The organism is Ruegeria atlantica (assembly GCF_013033965.1).
Classification (GTDB): domain Bacteria; phylum Pseudomonadota; class Alphaproteobacteria; order Rhodobacterales; family Rhodobacteraceae; genus Ruegeria; species Ruegeria atlantica_D.
In genome coordinates, this window is record NZ_WQFE01000003.1 from 115,296 (window position 1) to 132,891 (window position 17,596).

The 17,596-nt window shown below is 57.0% G+C and carries 18 protein-coding genes; 13 read left to right on the forward strand and 5 right to left on the reverse strand.

Going from position 1 to position 17,596, the window contains the following annotated elements; translation table 11 throughout:
• Positions 1-88: 88 nt before the first annotated feature.
• The 3 genes from GOW16_RS06920 (at position 89) to GOW16_RS06930 (ending at position 3,343) form a co-directional block, all read left to right on the forward strand.
• On the forward strand, positions 89-862 hold the full coding sequence (locus GOW16_RS06920; RefSeq protein ID WP_170412334.1) for an aspartate dehydrogenase: 774 nt from the start codon (positions 89-91) through the stop codon (positions 860-862).
• Positions 863-864: 2 nt separating this feature from the next.
• Positions 865-1,809: a LysR substrate-binding domain-containing protein gene (locus tag GOW16_RS06925; RefSeq protein WP_170412338.1), complete on the forward strand. Its 945-nt coding sequence runs from the start codon at positions 865-867 to the stop codon at positions 1,807-1,809.
• Between the two features lie 76 nt (positions 1,810-1,885).
• Entirely contained in the window at positions 1,886-3,343 is a 1,458-nt protein-coding gene (locus GOW16_RS06930) for an NAD-dependent succinate-semialdehyde dehydrogenase (protein WP_254429711.1), read from the forward strand.
• A 19-nt stretch (positions 3,344-3,362) separates the two neighbouring features.
• Here GOW16_RS06930 and GOW16_RS06935 read toward each other — a convergent pair whose 3' ends face one another.
• Positions 3,363-3,971, reverse strand: coding sequence for a TetR family transcriptional regulator C-terminal domain-containing protein (locus GOW16_RS06935; RefSeq protein WP_170412341.1), 609 nt, complete (start codon positions 3,969-3,971; stop codon positions 3,363-3,365).
• A gap of 171 nt (positions 3,972-4,142) precedes the next feature.
• Here GOW16_RS06935 and GOW16_RS06940 point away from each other — a divergent pair, with 171 nt between their 5' ends.
• From GOW16_RS06940 to GOW16_RS06985, 10 genes are all read left to right on the forward strand, one after another.
• On the forward strand, positions 4,143-5,393 hold the full coding sequence (locus tag GOW16_RS06940; RefSeq protein WP_170412344.1) for a Zn-dependent hydrolase: 1,251 nt from the start codon (positions 4,143-4,145) through the stop codon (positions 5,391-5,393).
• Between the two features lie 74 nt (positions 5,394-5,467).
• On the forward strand, positions 5,468-6,922 hold the full coding sequence (hydA, locus tag GOW16_RS06945) for a dihydropyrimidinase (protein ID WP_170412347.1): 1,455 nt from the start codon (positions 5,468-5,470) through the stop codon (positions 6,920-6,922).
• A gap of 79 nt (positions 6,923-7,001) precedes the next feature.
• On the forward strand, positions 7,002-8,048 hold the full coding sequence (locus GOW16_RS06950) for a hypothetical protein (protein WP_170412350.1): 1,047 nt from the start codon (positions 7,002-7,004) through the stop codon (positions 8,046-8,048).
• Complete coding sequence (locus GOW16_RS06955) at positions 8,045-8,839, forward strand: ABC transporter ATP-binding protein (RefSeq protein WP_170412353.1); 795 nt, start codon at positions 8,045-8,047, stop codon at positions 8,837-8,839. Before GOW16_RS06950 ends, GOW16_RS06955 begins: the two co-directional genes overlap by 4 nt.
• A complete protein-coding gene (locus GOW16_RS06960) occupies positions 8,832-9,764 on the forward strand; it encodes an ABC transporter permease (protein WP_217354543.1) in 933 nt (310 codons plus the stop codon). The genes GOW16_RS06955 and GOW16_RS06960 overlap by 8 nt, the downstream gene beginning before the upstream one ends.
• Complete coding sequence (locus tag GOW16_RS06965; protein WP_170412356.1) at positions 9,761-10,606, forward strand: ABC transporter permease; 846 nt, start codon at positions 9,761-9,763, stop codon at positions 10,604-10,606. Before GOW16_RS06960 ends, GOW16_RS06965 begins: the two co-directional genes overlap by 4 nt.
• A gap of 58 nt (positions 10,607-10,664) precedes the next feature.
• The gene (locus tag GOW16_RS06970) at positions 10,665-11,654 is read left to right on the forward strand and encodes an ABC transporter substrate-binding protein (protein ID WP_170412359.1); all 990 of its coding nucleotides are present in this window, start codon (positions 10,665-10,667) and stop codon (positions 11,652-11,654) included.
• 152 nt (positions 11,655-11,806) lie between these two features.
• Positions 11,807-12,520, forward strand: a complete 714-nt coding sequence (locus tag GOW16_RS06975) for an ABC transporter permease (protein ID WP_170412362.1) — start codon at positions 11,807-11,809, stop codon at positions 12,518-12,520.
• On the forward strand, positions 12,513-13,247 hold the full coding sequence (locus GOW16_RS06980; RefSeq protein ID WP_170412364.1) for an ATP-binding cassette domain-containing protein: 735 nt from the start codon (positions 12,513-12,515) through the stop codon (positions 13,245-13,247). Before GOW16_RS06975 ends, GOW16_RS06980 begins: the two co-directional genes overlap by 8 nt.
• A gap of 20 nt (positions 13,248-13,267) precedes the next feature.
• On the forward strand, positions 13,268-14,083 hold the full coding sequence (locus tag GOW16_RS06985) for a substrate-binding domain-containing protein (RefSeq protein ID WP_170412367.1): 816 nt from the start codon (positions 13,268-13,270) through the stop codon (positions 14,081-14,083).
• Between the two features lie 6 nt (positions 14,084-14,089).
• Here the strand turns inward: GOW16_RS06985 and GOW16_RS06990 are convergent, their stop codons facing one another.
• From GOW16_RS06990 to GOW16_RS07000, 4 genes are read right to left on the reverse strand one after another with little or no spacing between them, the layout of a single operon-like run.
• Positions 14,090-14,962: a helix-turn-helix transcriptional regulator gene (locus tag GOW16_RS06990; protein WP_170412370.1), complete on the reverse strand. Its 873-nt coding sequence runs from the start codon at positions 14,960-14,962 to the stop codon at positions 14,090-14,092.
• Positions 14,963-15,088, reverse strand: coding sequence for a hypothetical protein (locus GOW16_RS22960; protein WP_302478050.1), 126 nt, complete (start codon positions 15,086-15,088; stop codon positions 14,963-14,965).
• Between the two features lie 13 nt (positions 15,089-15,101).
• Positions 15,102-16,364 (reverse strand): c-type cytochrome, encoded by a 1,263-nt coding sequence (locus GOW16_RS06995; RefSeq protein WP_170412373.1) that lies wholly within the window; start codon positions 16,362-16,364, stop codon positions 15,102-15,104.
• Positions 16,365-17,570: a formate dehydrogenase subunit gamma gene (locus GOW16_RS07000; protein ID WP_170412376.1), complete on the reverse strand. Its 1,206-nt coding sequence runs from the start codon at positions 17,568-17,570 to the stop codon at positions 16,365-16,367.
• Between the last annotated feature and the right edge of the window lie 26 nt (positions 17,571-17,596).

The window sequence follows — 17,596 nt, forward strand, 5'->3', positions numbered from 1 at the left end:
ATGCGAAAGCTGGGAATTGGATATCAGAAATTAGAATATCCATAGAATATCAATTTAGGAATCTTTGGCGCTGGGTTAAGTTTGCCGCATGAAGATTGGATTGATTGGAAAAGGCGCGATCGCGCAGCATGTCTTGGATGCCATTCAGGCGCGAGGGCATCAGGTTCATGCGGTTCTGGTTCGCGCAAGCAGCGTTTCGCAGGATCCGGATTTATTTGTGGGTTCTGTAAAAGATCTCACTTCCAGAGCAAATCTGGTGATCGACTGCGCGGGCCATCAGGCGTTGGCGGAGTACGGTCCTCAGGTTTTGTCCCGTGGCATTGATATGATCACTGTATCCATTGGCGCATTGGCGGATCGGCAAGTCGCGGATGCGTTGGAAGCCTCTGCTCGCGGCTCGGGGGCCAAGCTGTATCTGGCCAGTGGCGCCATCGGGGCGCTGGATTGTCTTGGTGCAGCTGCGACCGGCAAGTTGGACAAGGTTATCTATGTCGGGCGCAAGTCACCGCAAGGCTGGAAGGGTTCAATGGCTGAGGACAAGTTAGACCTCGAAAATCTCATCAAGGCGGAAGCGCATTTCAATGGCACCGCTCGTGAGGCCGCGTTGAATTACCCCAAAAACGCAAACGTGGCGGCGGCAGTCGCTTTGGCTGGGTTAGGATTCGACGACACACAGGTTCAACTGATCGCGGACCCTTCAGCCACCGGCAACACTCACGAGATCGAGGCCCAAGGCGAATTCGGGCGGTTTCATTTCCAGATCAGCGGGAAGTCCCTGCCGGACAATCCACGTAGTTCTGCCCTGGCGGCCATGAGCGTGGTGGCCAAGGTCGAACAGCTTCTGGACCCAATTGTGATCTGACCATGGTGGGACGTCACTCACGCATCGTCGATCGCGCCCTGACCCGGTTGAAACTGCGCCAACTGCGCCTGCTGGTTGCGGTGGGTGCGCATGGCAACATCCAGAACGCAGCACGTGAACTAGGCATTTCACAACCCGCAGCAACCAAGATGATTCAGGATCTTGAACTGGATTTTGAGGTCAAGCTGTTTAGCCGAACCAATCGAGGCGTGATCCCGACTGTGTTTGGAGAAACCCTGATCCGTCATGGCAAACTGATCTTTGCGCAGGTCTCGAACGCCGCGCAGGAACTGGACGACCTGAACGAAGGAAATGCAGGCCGCGTTGTGGTAGGCACTTTGCTGGCAGCGTCGACCAGCCTTCTGCCAACGGCTATTGAAATCCTGCTCGCTGACCGTCCGAACGTGGCCATCAAGATTAATGAAGGCACGAACGAAGTCCTGATGCCACGGTTGCTTTCGGGCGAGATCGATATGGTGGTCGGGCGCCTGCCATCCCATCGGCATCGCGACAAGATCAGGCAGGAAAAGCTGTTTGAGGACCGCATACTGGCGATTGTCGGCAATCAGCACCCCTTGGCCGAACGTCAGAACATCTCATTCGCGCAAACCAAACCTTTTGGCTGGATTGTGCCACCGCTTGAAACCACGCTGAGGCGTCAGCTTGACCATTTCTTTGTTGGCCAGCAGCAATACGTCCCGCCCGTGATGATCGAATCCGTATCCTACCTGACCAACCGGGCCCTTCTGCAGTCGCGCGATCTGATCGGGCTTATGCCGGCCGAGGTCGTTTCGCAGGACATTGCCCACGGCTACTTGTCGCCGCTGGATTGGGACGTCCCATTTGGGCAGGGGCCGATTGGTGTCTCGTTCCGGGCGGATGCCGATCTTTCCCCAGCGGGTCGGGCCTTCAAGGCAGCGCTGCATCAGGCGGTGAAACAGAAATGAAGTCAGGTATTCGCCAAATTGATATCAGTATTCCCCCAATTCACTTGAAGTAATGCCAGCCATTGCGTGATTTGAAATGGTCAAAATCGGAGGCGTCGGTTTCATGTATCCTGAGCTTAAGCTGTTCATCGCTGGAAAATGGCGGACAACAAGCCGGGATATTCCCGTTGTGAACCCGGCAACAGAAGAGGAAATCGGACGCCTTCCTTGCGCGTCGATGCAGGATTTGGACGACGCACTGGAAGCGGCTGTCAAAGGGTTCCGTGTATGGAGAAGCACCTCACCGCGCGAACGTTCTGACACTATCCTCCGGGCCGCCGCGCTGATGCGCGAACGTCAGGAAGTAATCGCCCATGCCATCACACTGGAACACGGTAAACCTTTGAAACAGGCTCGGCTCGAAGTGATCAGGGGGGCCGAGTTCTTTGAGTGGGACGCGGGCGAGGCGATGCGGACTTATGGGCGGGTCATCCCTGCGGCTCCGGGCCACAAGTTCTCCGTTCAACACCAGCCTATCGGTGTCGTCGCGGCCTTCTCACCCTGGAACTTCCCGATGAGTCAGCCAGCGCGCAAAATCGCTGGGGCGCTGGCCTCGGGCTGCTCGATCATCCTGAAAGCGGCGGAAGAAACACCCGCAGGCGCAATACATATTGCAAAAGCCTTTGAGGATGCCGGTCTTCCTGCGGGCGTTTTGAACCTGGTGTTCGGGAAGCCGGCAGAAATCTCAGGCCATCTCATTCCGCAGGAGCCGGTCAGGCTAGTGGCTTTCACCGGTTCAACCGCTGTGGGGCGGCATCTGACCACCTTGGCCTCGGAACACATGACATCGGTTCTGATGGAACTGGGCGGCCACGCCCCTGTCATTGTCTGCGAAGATACAGATGTGCAAACGGCGGGGGTCTCTAGCGCCGTTCGAAAAATGCGCAACGCCGGGCAGGTCTGCACATCGCCCACAAGGTTCTTTGCGCATGAGAGCATCTTTGAAGATTATGCGACAACTTTCGTTGAACGCGCTGCGGCAACTGTTGTCGGAAACGGTATGGACCCAAATGTCGAAATGGGTCCTCTGGCCAATAACCGCCGGGTGCCTGCGCTGACCGAATTGGTGGAAGACGCCCGTGAAAAGGGCGCGGAGGTTGCCACGGGCGGGGCCAAACATGGTGATAAAGGGTTTTTCTTTCAGCCCACTGTCTTGCTGAACGTGCCCGACAACGCCCGGATCATGCAGGAGGAACCCTTTGGTCCGGTCGCTGTGATCAATCCCGTGTCCTCGCTGGATGACGCAATCGGTAAAGCAAACTCGGTGCCCTATGGGCTGGCTGGCTATGCGTTTACAAATCGTGCGGACTACATCGACCGGTTGATCGATGAGGTTGAGGTTGGCAACCTGTCGATCAACACGCTGGAGGCATCCATGCCGGAAACCCCCTTTGGTGGAGTGAAATCAAGTGGTTACGGTCGCGAAGGCGGTACCGAGGGGCTGGACAATTACATGATCGTCAAAAACGTATGGCATTCAGCGAAAATTAGTTGAGAACCGGGCGACGATCCCGCTATGGCGTCAAAAGTTTCCGGTAGAGGGTGTCGATAAACGGCTCGGCCCCCTCAAAGGGGTCCTCGTCGCCTAGGATCGCGCGAACCTGAACGTCAAAATCCGCGTAGTGCTGGGTCAGCGCCCAGATTGAGAAAATCAGGTGATGGGGATGCAGGCGCGCGATTTTACCCTCGTCCATCCATTGCGTGAGTATTGCCGTTTTTTCATCCACCAGTGTTTTAAGGTCGTTCGACAACGACGCGTGAATGCGCGGTGCGCCCTGAACCAGCTCGTTCGCGAACAAGCGGCTTTCGCGGGGTAAATCCCGGCTCATTTCCAGCTTGCGACGGATATAGGCGAGGATTTCCTCCATCGGATCCCCATCCGCATCCAGATCATGCAGAGGCGCCAGCCACGTCTCGAGCAGGCCCGACAGCAGGGCGGTGTGGATCGCCTCTTTCGACGGGAAGTAATACAGCAGGTTCGGCTTGCTCAGCCCAGCCTCGGTCGCGATCTGATCTACAGTCGCACCTCGGAAACCATGCGCCGAGAACACATTCAGTGCGGCTTCGAGAATCGCGGCGCGGTTCTTTTTCTGAATTCGGGTTGGGGCGCGGTCTTTGGGCATGTTTCCTGACTGTCTCTTTTTCCGTCAAGCGAGGGCGATCTAAGCCGTTTTTTGCAGCGGCACCATGCAATTTCTTGACTGATGTCGAACCCGTGATAGCGTGAGTTTGACCAGATGGTCAAATCAAGACACCAAAAGCGAGCCAAATCGCAAGCAACAGGGAAGAACAAGATGGCAGCTCCGGCGCAAAACCTCAGGATCAATGGCGACAGACTTTGGGACAGCCTGATGGAGATGGCCAAGATCGGCCCCGGCGTTGCGGGCGGCAACAACCGCCAGACCCTAACGGATGAGGATGCGGAAGGGCGCGCCTTGTTCCAGAGCTGGTGTGAGGATGCGGGCTGCACCATGGGGTTGGACCAGATGGGCAACATGTTTGCCCGCCGCGAAGGGACCGATCCCGAAGCGCTTCCGGTCTATGTCGGCTCGCACCTGGATACGCAACCAACCGGCGGCAAGTATGACGGCGTGCTCGGCGTGCTTGGTGGGCTTGAGATCATCCGCACTCTCAACGATCTGGGGATTAAGACGAGACACCCGATCGTGGCGACCAACTGGACCAATGAAGAGGGCACCCGATACGCTCCGGCGATGCTGTCCTCGGGCGTGTTTGCTGGAATGCACACTCAGGATTGGGCTTATGATCGCGAGGATGCCGAGGGCAAGAAGTTCGGTGACGAACTGAGCCGCATCGGCTGGCGTGGTGATGAAGAGGTCGGTGCCCGCAAAATGCACGCTTTCTTCGAGTTGCATATCGAACAGGGGCCAATCCTTGAGGCCGAGGGCAAGGATATCGGCGTCGTCACGCACGGGCAGGGGCTGAGTTGGACTCAGGTCACTGTGACCGGCAAGGACGCTCATACCGGCTCGACTCCGATGCCAATGCGCAAGAATGCCGGGCTGGCGATGGCGCGCATTCTGGAGAAGGTAGACGAGATAGCGTGGTCCCACGCACCTCACGCTGTTGGCGCAGCTGGGCATATCGATGTTTACCCAAACTCTCGTAACGTGATCCCCGGCAAGGCTGTGTTCACGGTTGATTTCCGCTCGCCCGAACTGGACGTCATCACTGATATGGAAAACCGTCTGCGCGTGGCGGCAGAAGATATCGTCGATGAGATGGGCCTGCAGATCGAATTTGAAAAGGTTGGCGGGTTTGATCCGGTGAAGTTTGACCAAGGCTGCGTTGCAGCGGTTCGCGATGCGGCAGAGCGGCTGGGATACTCGCACACCAATATCATCTCGGGCGCAGGGCATGATGCCTGCTGGATCAACCGTGTCGCGCCGACCGCGATGGTCATGTGTCCGTGTGTCGACGGATTGAGCCACAACGAAGCCGAAGAGATCAGCAAGGAATGGGCCGCAGCAGGTGCGGATGTCTTGCTTCACGCCGTCGTCGAAACCGCAGAAATCGTTGAATAAAAGGGAATCGGCCTGACCGCCGGGTTCTCACGTCAAAACAACATGAGGCGCAAAGCGCCCGCAGGGAGAAGAACATGTCTACTGTGATCAAGAACGGAACTGTCGTTACCGCCGATCTGTCCTACAAAGCAGATGTCAAAGTCGAGGACGGCATTATCACTGAAATCGGTCTGGGTTTGAAGGGCGACAAGGAATTGGATGCCACAGGCTGCTACGTCATGCCCGGCGGGATTGACCCGCATACACATCTTGAGATGCCCTTTATGGGTACCTATTCCAGTGACGATTTCGAAAGCGGAACACGAGCTGCTTTGGCGGGCGGCACCACGATGGTCGTCGATTTCGCGCTGCCAAACCCCGGCGAAAGTCTGTTAGACGCGCTGAAGCGCTGGGACAACAAATCCACCCGCGCGAACTGTGACTATTCCTTCCATATGGCCGTGACCTGGTGGGGGGAGCAGGTGTTCGATGACATCAAGACGGTGATCGAGACGCGCGGCATCAACACGTTCAAGCACTTCATGGCCTACAAAGGCGCGTTGATGGTGAATGATGACGAGCTGTTCGCCTCGTTCAAGCGCCTATCCGAACTGGGCGGTATTGCGATGGTCCATGCCGAGAACGGCGATGTGGTGGCGGAACTCAGTGCCAAGCTACTTGCTGAGGGGAACAACGGCCCCGAGGCGCATGCCTATTCCCGCCCGCCGCAGGTTGAGGGCGAGGCGACAAACCGCGCCATCATGATCGCCGATATGGCAGGGGTGCCACTTTATGTGGTGCATACGTCCTGTGAGGATGCGCATGAGGCGATCCGGCGGGCCAAATTGCAGGGCAAGCGGGTCTGGGGTGAACCTCTGATCCAACACCTGACGTTGGATGAGAGCGAATACTTCAACCAGGATTGGGATCATGCGGCACGTCGGGTCATGAGCCCTCCGTTCCGGAACAAGCAACATCAGGACAGTCTGTGGAATGGCCTGCAATCGGGATCGCTGAGTGTTGTGGCCACGGATCACTGCGCCTTTACGACGGAACAGAAACGGTATGGAGTAGGCGACTTTACCAAGATCCCCAACGGCACCGGCGGACTTGAAGACCGGATGCCCATGCTGTGGACACATGGCGTAAACACCGGACGGTTGACGCCGAACGAATTTGTGGCAGTGACTTCAACTAACATCGCTAAGATTTTGAATTGCTATCCGAAAAAAGGAGCCGTTCTTATCGGCGCTGATGCGGATTTGGTGGTTTGGGATCCCGAAAAGAGCAAGACGATCAGCTCTGATACACAGCAATCCTCGATCGACTACAACGTGTTCGAGGGCAAAGAGGTCAAAGGCCTGCCGCGCTTTACCCTGTCGCGGGGACAGGTGGCCGTGCATGACGGCGAAATTCGCACGCAGGAAGGTCACGGTGACTTTGTGGCGCGTGAGGCCAATACAACCGTGAACAAGGCGCTGAGCACCTGGAAAGAGCTGACCGCGCCGCGGCCGGTTGAAAGGTCGGGCATCCCGGCGACGGGCGTATGATGGGTGTCCGACAAGAGATAAATGGCCTACCAATCGACAAAGGTACGCAAGAATTGCCAGGTTGGTTTGAACAAGCATCATGAAATACCACAAACAAGGTGATATCAGATTTAAGCGCTTTTTTGTCTTTGTACTGGCGTCCGTCTTCCTGGCGTTTCAGTTCGCTCTTGCGCTTCCATTTGTCTGGCCAATCGTTGGTTGGGAACGTGTTCCATTTGTTCAGCTTGGTTCTTGGGTGCGGCTGCAGCAATTTTACGCCACTGTTGTGTGGTTGCCGATCGCCTTGGCAGCTGTATTGCCTGGGTTCTTCGTTCAAAAAGCTTTGCATGTGCTTTGCCGTAGATTTGGGCTTAAACCGGGTCCCTCCAATTTGATTGTCTCAGGGACACTGGGGATTTTGGGGTGGGTTCTTTTCGTTTTGGCTATCTACCTGGCCAATCCGGAGGGCAATATCTGGCTGCAGTTTCTTTATGACAGTGTGTACTTACTGGCGATGGTTCCGGCCGCTGTGCTTGCGGGATTTTTTGTAATCGTACGGGGAAATGCAGACGAAGAGACAGATGCTCGACCAGACAACGCAATTGTGTCTGAGACAGAAGGCCCTGAGGAAAAGCTGGTCGAATTGCGAGGGTACTGGCGCCCCGGCGTTTTTCGTTTTGCCTTCTTTTTGGTCGTGTCGGGCATCGCGGCAATCCTTGGGGCTATAGTCCTGGCTTTCGCCCAGATATTTGTTGGCGGTGCATCAATCAGTTTCGACAATGGCGTCGCGCTTGCTGCAGGGGTTGCGCTACTTTTTCCGATAGCGTGGCTGAGTTATGTGCTTGTGGGGCTGTTTCCAAGTTTTGTTGCGTATCTTGGCGTCCGGGGCTTTTTACACCAGATCGATCGCGCGAGTTCTGCCTCCGTTGTGGCGGCCTCAGGATGCGCAATTCTGGTCTGCTGGCTAACTGGCGCACTTGTGCATGGCGAGTTCTCAGAAAACAATCTCCTCCATACGCCAGGCTGGGAAAGCAGTATCTGGTTTCTACTACCATCGTCGATGCTGATTGGATTGTTGATCCTGAGGCGACAGGAAACGCGTCGCGTTTCCGAAGTAATGAAATACCAACAGAATGAATGTGCATGAGTGAAGCAGCCTCCAATCAAGCAGTGGTACAGGCGCAAGGCCTTGACCTGACCTTCCAGACCAATGACGGGCCAATTCACGCGCTAAAGGATGTGAACCTGACCGTTGATAAGGGCGAATTCGTCAGTTTCATCGGCCCGTCGGGCTGCGGCAAAACCACCTTTCTGCGCTGTATCGCGGCGCTTGAAACACCGACCGGGGGTACCCTGACGGTCAATGGTATGACTCCGGACGAGGCGCGGCGGAACCGGGCTTATGGGTACGTGTTTCAGGCAGCGGGGCTATACCCGTGGCGGACCATCGCCAAGAACATCAAGCTACCGCTTGAGATCATGGGGTATTCCGCTGCCGAGCAGGATGAGCGTGTAAAGAACGTTCTGGAACTTGTTGATCTTGAAGGGTTTGGAGGGAAATTCCCGTGGCAGCTATCGGGCGGCATGCAACAACGTGCCAGCATCGCTCGGGCGCTGGCATTTGATGCGGATATCCTTCTGATGGACGAACCGTTTGGGGCGTTGGACGAGATCGTGCGCGATCATCTGAACGAACAGCTTCTGGCGCTTTGGGCGCGGACGGAAAAGACCATCGGCTTCGTCACGCACTCGATCCCTGAGGCCGTGTATCTCAGCACCAAGATCGTGGTGATGAGCCCCCGTCCAGGGCGGATAACGGATGTGATCGACAGCCCTCTGCCGAAAGAGCGGCCGTTAGATATTCGCGACACGCCTGAGTTCATAGAAGTCGCTCATCGCGTGCGCGAAGGCCTGCGGGCGGGGCATACAGATGACTAGTGCGGGGATCAGAGCTGTCTGGGCTGTCCTTACTGTCGTGGGCGTCATTATCCTGTTTTGGTACGCCGCTAGCGTGCCAATGAACATCAAGGGCGTCCTGACGGAATTTGAACGGGCAGGAGAGCAGGTCGATCCGCCCAAGGCGGTTGATCGGCGCGATATGAGCGAGTTTGAACTGGTATTCGACAATCCTTACGCCATCGATGAGACTTGGGACCAAGACCGACCACGCTTGCCCGCTCCGCATCAGGTGGCTGAAGAGTTGTGGGAAACAACAGTCGAGAAGAAAATCACCTCGAAAAGATCATTGATCTATCATGCCTGGGTGACACTCAGTGCCACTATGCTGGGCTTTGCGATTGGCACGGGGTTGGGCATTCTGCTGGCCGTGGGGATTGTGCATAGCCGTGTGATGGACCTATCCGTGATGCCTTGGGCCATCGTCAGCCAGACCATCCCCATCATCGCGCTGGCACCGATGATCATCGTGGTGTTGTACTCGATCGGCATTCAGGGGATCATCCCCAAAGCAATCATCTCGGCCTATCTGAGCTTTTTTCCTGTCGTGGTCGGTATGGTGAAAGGGCTGCGCAGCCCCGACGCAATGCAACTGGATCTGCTGCGCACCTATAATGCCAGCCGGTCTCAGGGGTTTTGGAAACTGCGTTTGCCGGCCTCGATGCCGTATCTGTTTACCTCATTGAAGATTGGTATCGCAGCATCATTAGTGGGGGCTATCGTGGGTGAGTTGCCGACGGGTGCCGTCGCCGGGCTGGGTGCGCGCTTGCTGGCAGGCAGCTACTATGGCCAGACGGTTCAAATCTGGTCCGCATTGTTTGCAGCAGCTATTCTGGCGGCCTGTCTGGTCGGGTTGCTTGGGGTTCTTGAACGCTTGGTGCTAAAGCGGATGGGGATGTCGCAATGATCCTTGTTCTCTTTGCAGTTTTCCTGTGGCTATTTGGTTGGTGGTTGAACAGCCGTCTCGCCAGCGGACCTCAGGCTGATAGCCGCGCGGTTCGTTTTTTGGCACCGATGATATTTGGCCTGACCATCATCGCTATGTGGGAGCTGGTGGTCCGAGGGCTCGATGTTCCCTTGGTCATTCTGCCAGCGCCGTCCGTTATTGCGGTGCGTTTTGCCGACAGCCTTCCGATCCTTTGGGCCGACTTTGTGCAAACCATCATCAAGGGGGCACTCAGCGGCTATCTAATCGGCTGCAGTGCAGCATTTCTGATGGCTATCGCTGTGGATCGCTGGGATTTCTTGCGCTTGGGGCTGCTGCCTGTTGGGAACTTTGTCGCCGCGCTGCCCATTGTCGGTACGGCGCCCATTCTGGTGATGTGGTTTGGGTTTGACTGGCATTCCAAGGCAGCTGTTGTTGTGGTGATGGTGTTCTTCCCGATGCTTGTGAATACCGTGGCGGGTCTGCGCGAGGCTACGGCCATGCAACGTGACCTGATGGAGACCTATGCGGCGACATATTGGCAGAGCTTCCTCAAACTAAGGTTACCTGCCGCGATGCCCTTTATCTTCAACGGCTTAAAGATTTCTACCACCCTGGCGTTGATCGGCGCTATCGTGGCAGAGTTCTTTGGCTCACCCACGCTTGGCATGGGCTTTCGGATTTCAACCAGTGTCGGACAATTGTCGCTGGATATGGTCTGGGCCGAGATTGTGGTGGCCGCATTGGCCGGGACCGCGTTTTATGGGCTGGTCGCAATGATAGAGAAGGCGGTGACATTCTGGCACCCGTCCCAACGCGGATAACAAAAGGAATTCAACAGACCCCAATAAGGGGCGCCAACAGCAACTAGGAGAGATGAAGATGAATAAGCTACTCAGCGGGGCAATTGCTGCCTTTAGCCTGGCCGCCAGTTCGGCCCTTGCTGCGGATGAGGTGACGCTGCAACTGAAATGGGTCACTCAGGCGCAGTTCGCGGGTTATTACGTCGCTAAAGACAAGGGGTTCTATGAAGAAGAGGGGTTGGATGTCACCATTCTGCCGGGTGGCCCTGACATCGCACCGACGCAGGTGATCGCTGGTGGGGGCGCTGACGTGACCGTTGAATGGATGCCCGCCGCGCTGGCCGCACGGGAGAAGGGCTTGCCTCTGGTGAACATCGCGCAGCCGTTCAAAAGTTCGGGCATGATGCTGACTTGCTGGAAGGATGCCGGGATTTCTTCGCCCGAAGACCTTAAGAACCGCACGCTGGGCGTTTGGTTCTTTGGCAACGAATTCCCGTTCATGAGTTGGATGAGCCAACTTGGCATCGACACTGGCGGCAAAAGCGAAAGCGGTGTGGAAGTTCTGAAACAGGGCTTCAACGTCGACCCGCTGCTGCAACGTCAGGCGGATTGCATCAGCACCATGACCTATAACGAATACTGGCAGGTCATCGATGCGGGTGTCGCCCCTGAAGAGTTGGTGACCTTCAAGTATGAGGATCAGGGCGTAGCGACGCTCGAAGATGGTCTATACGTGCTGGAAGAAAACCTGAGCGACGCGGCATTCGTCGACAAGATGGAGCGCTTCGTCCGTGCCTCCATGAAAGGTTGGAAATATGCCGAGGAGCATCCGGAAGAGGCGGCCGATATCGTGCTTGAGAACGACGCCACCGGTGCCCAGACAGAAGAGCATCAAAAGCGCATGATGGGGGAAATCGCCAAGCTGACCTCTGGGTCGAACGGCGCATTGGACCCCGCCGATTTTGAGCGCACCGTTGCCACTTTGTTGGCGGGTGGGTCTGACCCGGTCATCACCAAACAACCGGATGGCGCTTGGACACATCAGATCACGGATGCCGCTCTGAACTGATCTCTATCGCACTGCGAATTTGGCGCGGTCCCAATTGGGGCCGCGTTTCCTGTTTCTTGTGTCGGAATCGTGTCTGTACTTGAGTTAGAAAAAGCGTAGAATTCTATGAATAACAGCGCATTTCGTACGAAACGTCAGATTGATCGGATAAAATGCAGGGTTTTGCAGTTGAATTCAGCGCCGCGATCGCTCTGATCCTGAATGGGGATCCAGAGCTTTGGGCGATTGTGCTGCTGTCCCTGAAAGTTTCCATTTTCGCGGTCCTGATTTCTGCTTTGATTGGCATGCCTGTTGGCGCTGCATTGGCCGTTGCGCGTTTTCCTGGGCGACGGGTGTTGATCATTCTCATGAATGCACTGATGGGCTTCCCGCCGGTTGTCGTGGGTTTGCTGGTCTATCTGATGTTATCGCGGTCGGGACCTTTGGGGGTTCTTGAACTGCTCTACACACCGACCGCGATGATCATTGCGCAGGTCGTTCTGGTGACGCCAATCGTTGCCGCCTTGACGCGGCAGGTGGTTGAGATGTTGGCCGAGGAATACTCGGAACAACTCCGGTCCTTGGGTGTATCGCGTCTGGCCTCTGTTCCGGTGCTGCTGTGGGACGCGCGGTTGGCATTGGTCACGGCCTTGTTGGCCGGATTTGGCCGCGCCATTGCAGAGGTTGGGGCGGTAATAATCGTTGGCGGCAACATCAACCACGTGACGCGGGTGATGACGACGACCATCGCTTTGGAGACCTCCAAGGGCAATCTGGCGCTGGCGCTGGCGCTCGGCGCAATACTGATCGGTATCGCCGTGGCGGTAAACGCCATGGTCAGCACGCTCAGCCTGCGCGCTGAGCGGGAGGGATTGCGCCATGCGTGATCTGGTCTCTGAAATGGCACGGCACATCACCGTAAAAGGCGTGCAGATAGCGCGCAACGGAAGCGCGTTGCTGGACGTTCCGCACCTGACATTGGGCGGCCCGGGACCGACCCTGATCCTTGGGCCGAATGGCGCTGGAAAAAGCCTATTGCTGCGGTGTCTGCACGGATTGATCGTGCCCGACAAAGGGCATGTCGAACAGGGCGGTGTCCTTCTGAATGCCAATCATAAGGCGCGGCAGGCAATGGTTTTCCAGCAGCCTGTTCTGCTGCGCCGGTCCGTTGCAGCCAATCTGGACTTTGTTCTGAAACGGCAGGGCATGCCGCGTGCAGCCCGCAAGATGCGTATCGCTGAACTGCTGGTCGAAGGCGGGTTGGAAGGTAAAGCACGGCAGTCGGCCAGATCCCTGTCAGGTGGTGAAGCGCAGCGGCTGGCCATCCTGCGTGCACTGGCGCTGGACCCGGACACCTTGTTTCTTGACGAACCTACCAGCGCGCTGGACCCCAGTGCCACTCAGGTGATTGAACGAATGATCCTGCGCGCATCGGCGAGCGGGGTGCGCATTGTCATGGTCACCCATGACATCGGACAGGCGCGTCGACTGGCATCGGACATCGTCATGATGCAGGGTGGTCACGTCGTTGAACACGGAGCTGCGCGTCAGGTATTGGACGACCCGCAAAGCGATGCCTCGCGCCGGTATCTGGCAGGCGGTTTGGTAACATAACAGTAGTTTTGGAGATCGGAATGATCCGGAATTTCCTTCGGGCAGCATTGGTTTCACTTGGCCTGTTTGCAGGCCCGGCTTTTGCCGAAGAACCGTTTATTGTGGTGCAATCAACAACATCGACCCAAAACTCGGGACTGCTGGATTCCATCCTTCCCTGGTTCGAAGCGGAAACCGGGATCGATGTGCGCGTTGTAGCCGTTGGCACGGGTCAGGCGATCCGGAATGCGATCAATGGCGACGGTGATGTTCTGCTGGTCCATGCTACGGCCGACGAAGAACAGTTTGTCGAAGATGGCTGGGGCGTGGAACGCTTCGATGTGATGTATAACGACTTTGTTCTTGTTGGGCCCAAGTCAGACCCGGCCAAGGTGAAGGGCGGATCGAACATTGTGGCCGCCTTGACCGCGATATCAGAGGCTGAAGTTCCTTTTGCGTCTCGTGGTGACGACAGCGGTACACATAAGGCCGAAATAGGACACTGGGATGCTGCCGGAGTGGATCCGGCTGCGGCATCGGGAACTTGGTACCGCGAGACGGGTTCCGGTATGGGCGCGACGTTAAATGTGGCCAGTGGCATGGACGCTTATGCACTGACGGATCGTGCGACGTGGGAATCCTTTGGCAACCGTGGAAACCTTGAGGTGTTGGTCGAAGGCGATCCGCGCTTGTTCAATCAATACGGCGTCATTCTGGTGAACCCCGAAAAGCATGCGGGTGTTCGGGCCGCGGCAGGGCAGCGGTTCATTGATTGGCTGATCGGTCCGGACGGGCAAACTGCCATCGAGGCTTTTCAGTTGAATGGTCAGCAGCTGTTCTTTCCGAACGCAAAGTAAGAACGTTCACCCACTGGCGCCATTGTGGTGAATCGTTCCCAGACCGGACAAGTCATACCCACCAAACTCATTGGCGCGAATTTGGAACCGCTCGGACTGCACAAAGCTGAGCAGTTTCAGCATGGGGTCGTCGAAATAAGCCCGTCGCCAGATCGCCAGATCCAGACGTTCGGAATGCGTGGGAACAAACCCCAGATCGTACAGCCCGGCCAAAGCGCCCAGCCCGAAGCCCGCCTCGGCCTTGCCGTCATGCAGGGCGATGGCCAATTCTTCCTCGGTCCGGGCGCAGATGGGCAGGGTTTCCAGATCGTCGTGTGTCATGTCATGAGCGTCCAGTTGTGCGTCGAACAACCGTTGGCTTGCCGCGCTGTCCTGACGCAGGATGACACGTCGACCTTTTAGCTGTTCAAATCCCTGGATATCCGATGTTCCCGGCGCCAGCAGCAAACCTCTCTGGCGATGAGCAATTTCGAAAAGAACGACCGGGGCCTCACCCAAGGCGTCCTTAAGGGTTTGGGTGTTGAACCCACCATCCTCATGAATATGCAGTGCTGCCGCCTGCGCGCTACGCTCCTGCAGGCGGGTCAGGCCGTCGAAAGAGCCGTCGTAATATGTCGCCAATCCGGAACCGCTTTCGCGTAATGCCCAATCCAATAGCGGGTCATGACTACCCGCGACAATCGGGGGCAGGGGCGGTTCCGCCACCTGTGGACCGGAGCGCGAAGCGTTCAGCCAGGCAATCACTTCAGCCCGCGGGAACAGAAGTTTACCCATGGCGCGCACACAAGGAACCTCGCCCGATGAGGCAAGATCATAGGCCTTCCGCTCGCCAATGCGCAGCAGGTCGGCCAGTTCTTTGGTGGTCAGGTATTCGGACATTCAGTCGAGACGCACAGCCGAGCCGGTCCCTGCATCTGCTGCACTGAAACCGATCTGTTGCAGCGCAAATGGCGCGGCGACAGTTATCATCGCCATTACGGCGACAGCTGCAAGAAAGGCTTTCATAGTCTCCTCCAGCTCAGTTTTCCGGTGCCGTTGCGCGGCGCAAGAAGGCGATCAGGTCGTCCCGGTCCTGGGGTTGAGTAATCCGTTGCATCGGCATCTTCGACCCCGGGATGTAATGGTCCGGCCCTTCGTCAAACAGAGCGTTTATCGTTTCTTCATTCCAAACGATATCAGAGTCTTGCAGCGTGTCCGAGTAAAAATATCCCGGTAGCGTACCTGCCTTGCGCCCAAACACGCCATGCAGCGTCGGACCTGCACGGCGTTGACCATCTGGCGTCAGGCTATGGCAAATGGAACACTTACGGGCAAACTGGCGTTCACCGTTTTCCATTTCCTTGGGGTCTTTCAAAAAGCTGGGTTCGGTAGATGCCATTTGCTCCTGATCCCCCAGCGCGGCGACCGGCCAGCTATACATGGCCTCATCAATACCGCCAGCATGCAGGTTCTCACCATCAGGGGAAAAGGCCAGCGCCCAGACCGGGCCGCGCAGTGTGGCGCGGAAGTCCTGTGCAATGCGCCAATCTACCGTGTCGATCACCATGATATAGCCTTCGCCGTCCCCCACAGCCAAACTGCTTCGATCCGGGCTGAGGGCCAAGGCAAGGATCGGTCGGCGTTCCAGCGTAAAGTCACGTTCGTCACCGTTGGTCAGGTCAAGAATGCGGGTGACGCCGTCGACTGCACCGTACGCGATCCAGTTGTCTGCCTCGTTCAGAACCAATTCGTTGATGCCAAAGCCGTGTTCAACCAAGCGATCCATCTCCTGACCGCTTGCTACATCCCAAAGGCGCAATGCCCCATCAACACCGCCGGAATAGAGGTGCGATCCATCCGACGAAAACTGCACGGCGTTCACGCCGCTACCGGTCGGTCCGAGCGTAACCGGGGTTGAACCGTCGACCGGCCACACGCCGATCGTGCCGTCCCAACTGGCCGTTGCCACATGGGTTTTAGACGCGGCGATACCGACGATCTTGCCCTTATGTTGTCCCACGACCTGACCACCGGGCCATTTGCGAAGGGTGAAATCGTCTCCGGCTGAATAGATCGCAGTGCCGTTGAATACCACGGAATTGACGGCGGCTTCGTGGCCTTCCAGCCATTTCGGAGATTGCCCGGTCCACACGCCGACCGAATTGTCGAAGCTGGCGGTGGCGATCCTGCCGTCCGAGGCTGTGGCGATGCCCATGATCGGCCCGCCGTGGCCCTTGAGCGTAAAGAACTCGGCCATCGCGGGCAGGGGCACCAACGCCAGGACCAGAGCAAGCCCGCGCATTTATTCGGCGGGCGAGGCCGCTCCTTCGCTGGCCTCTTTTGCCTGCACCTCTTCCAGCCACAGCGAGTGATGCTCGCGGGCCCATTGCTCTTCAACCTCTCCGGTTCCCATCGCGTCGAACGCGCCCTCCATGCCGACCGAGCCCAGGTAGATATGGGCCAGAATAATTGCGATGAAGGCGTAGGCGACCATGACGTGCCAAACCTGCGCGTATTGCATTTCCTCCTGCGGGGACATTTGCACCGGAAGGTTCAAGCCAAGCATCTGCGGAATGCCCGTCGCGTTTGCAATCGAGAACGTCTTGGCAAACAGCGGCATTTCAAACGGAAACAGCAGCGACAAGCCGGACAGGCTGATTGAAACGCCCAGCACGATGCAAAGCCAGAAGATGATCTTTTGTCCGGCATTGAACTTCTTGGCCGGGGGATGGCTGCCCTTGGTGAACAAACCACCACCGGCGGCAAGCCATTTGAGGTCGACGCGGTTGGGAATGTTATGGCTGATCCAATTCACGGTGACGATGATCAGCCCCAGCATGAAGGCCCAAGCGAGGTTGTTGTGCAGCCATTTGCACCCCTGAGCGATCATCGCGAACCCTTCTTTCCCAAAGATCGGGATCAGGAAGTCACGCCCATACAGGGTTAAAAGGCCAGTAATGCCAAGGATCAGGAATGACCCGGCAAACAGCCAATGGCCGAACCTTTCAAAGCCTCCAAAGCGGGTGACCGTGCGGCCGGTCTTTTCGCCGTCGATCCTGATCTTTCCACGGATTAGGAAGAAAAGCAGAAGGATGACAAGCATTCCGCCGATGATGTAGCTGCCATATTCGCGCAGCGGACCAGTGCGGAAGTTCAACCACCACATGCCACCGTCCTGAATCAGAACTCCGGCGGCTGGCCCTTTGGACGACACGGTCACATCGGCCGACCCATAGCGCAGCGCGCGATAGACATCGCTGTCCGAGGCGACGCCCCGCGTACCCAGCTGGCCCAGCAGACCTTCGGCGTTGCCCTGGCCGGTATTGTCCGAGCGATAGTTGTCATCCACCTTTTCACCGCGCTGTCGCGCCATGATATCCTCAAGCGTCGTGGCACCCCCAGTTTCCGTCCTATCAGCAGGGGCAGGAGCCTCGGTTTCACTTGATTGGGCGACAGCAGTCTGGGCCACTAAAAATGTCAGTAGCAATGCGATAAGTAAGCGGAACATCTGAACCTCGGCCAAAATCCCTGTTC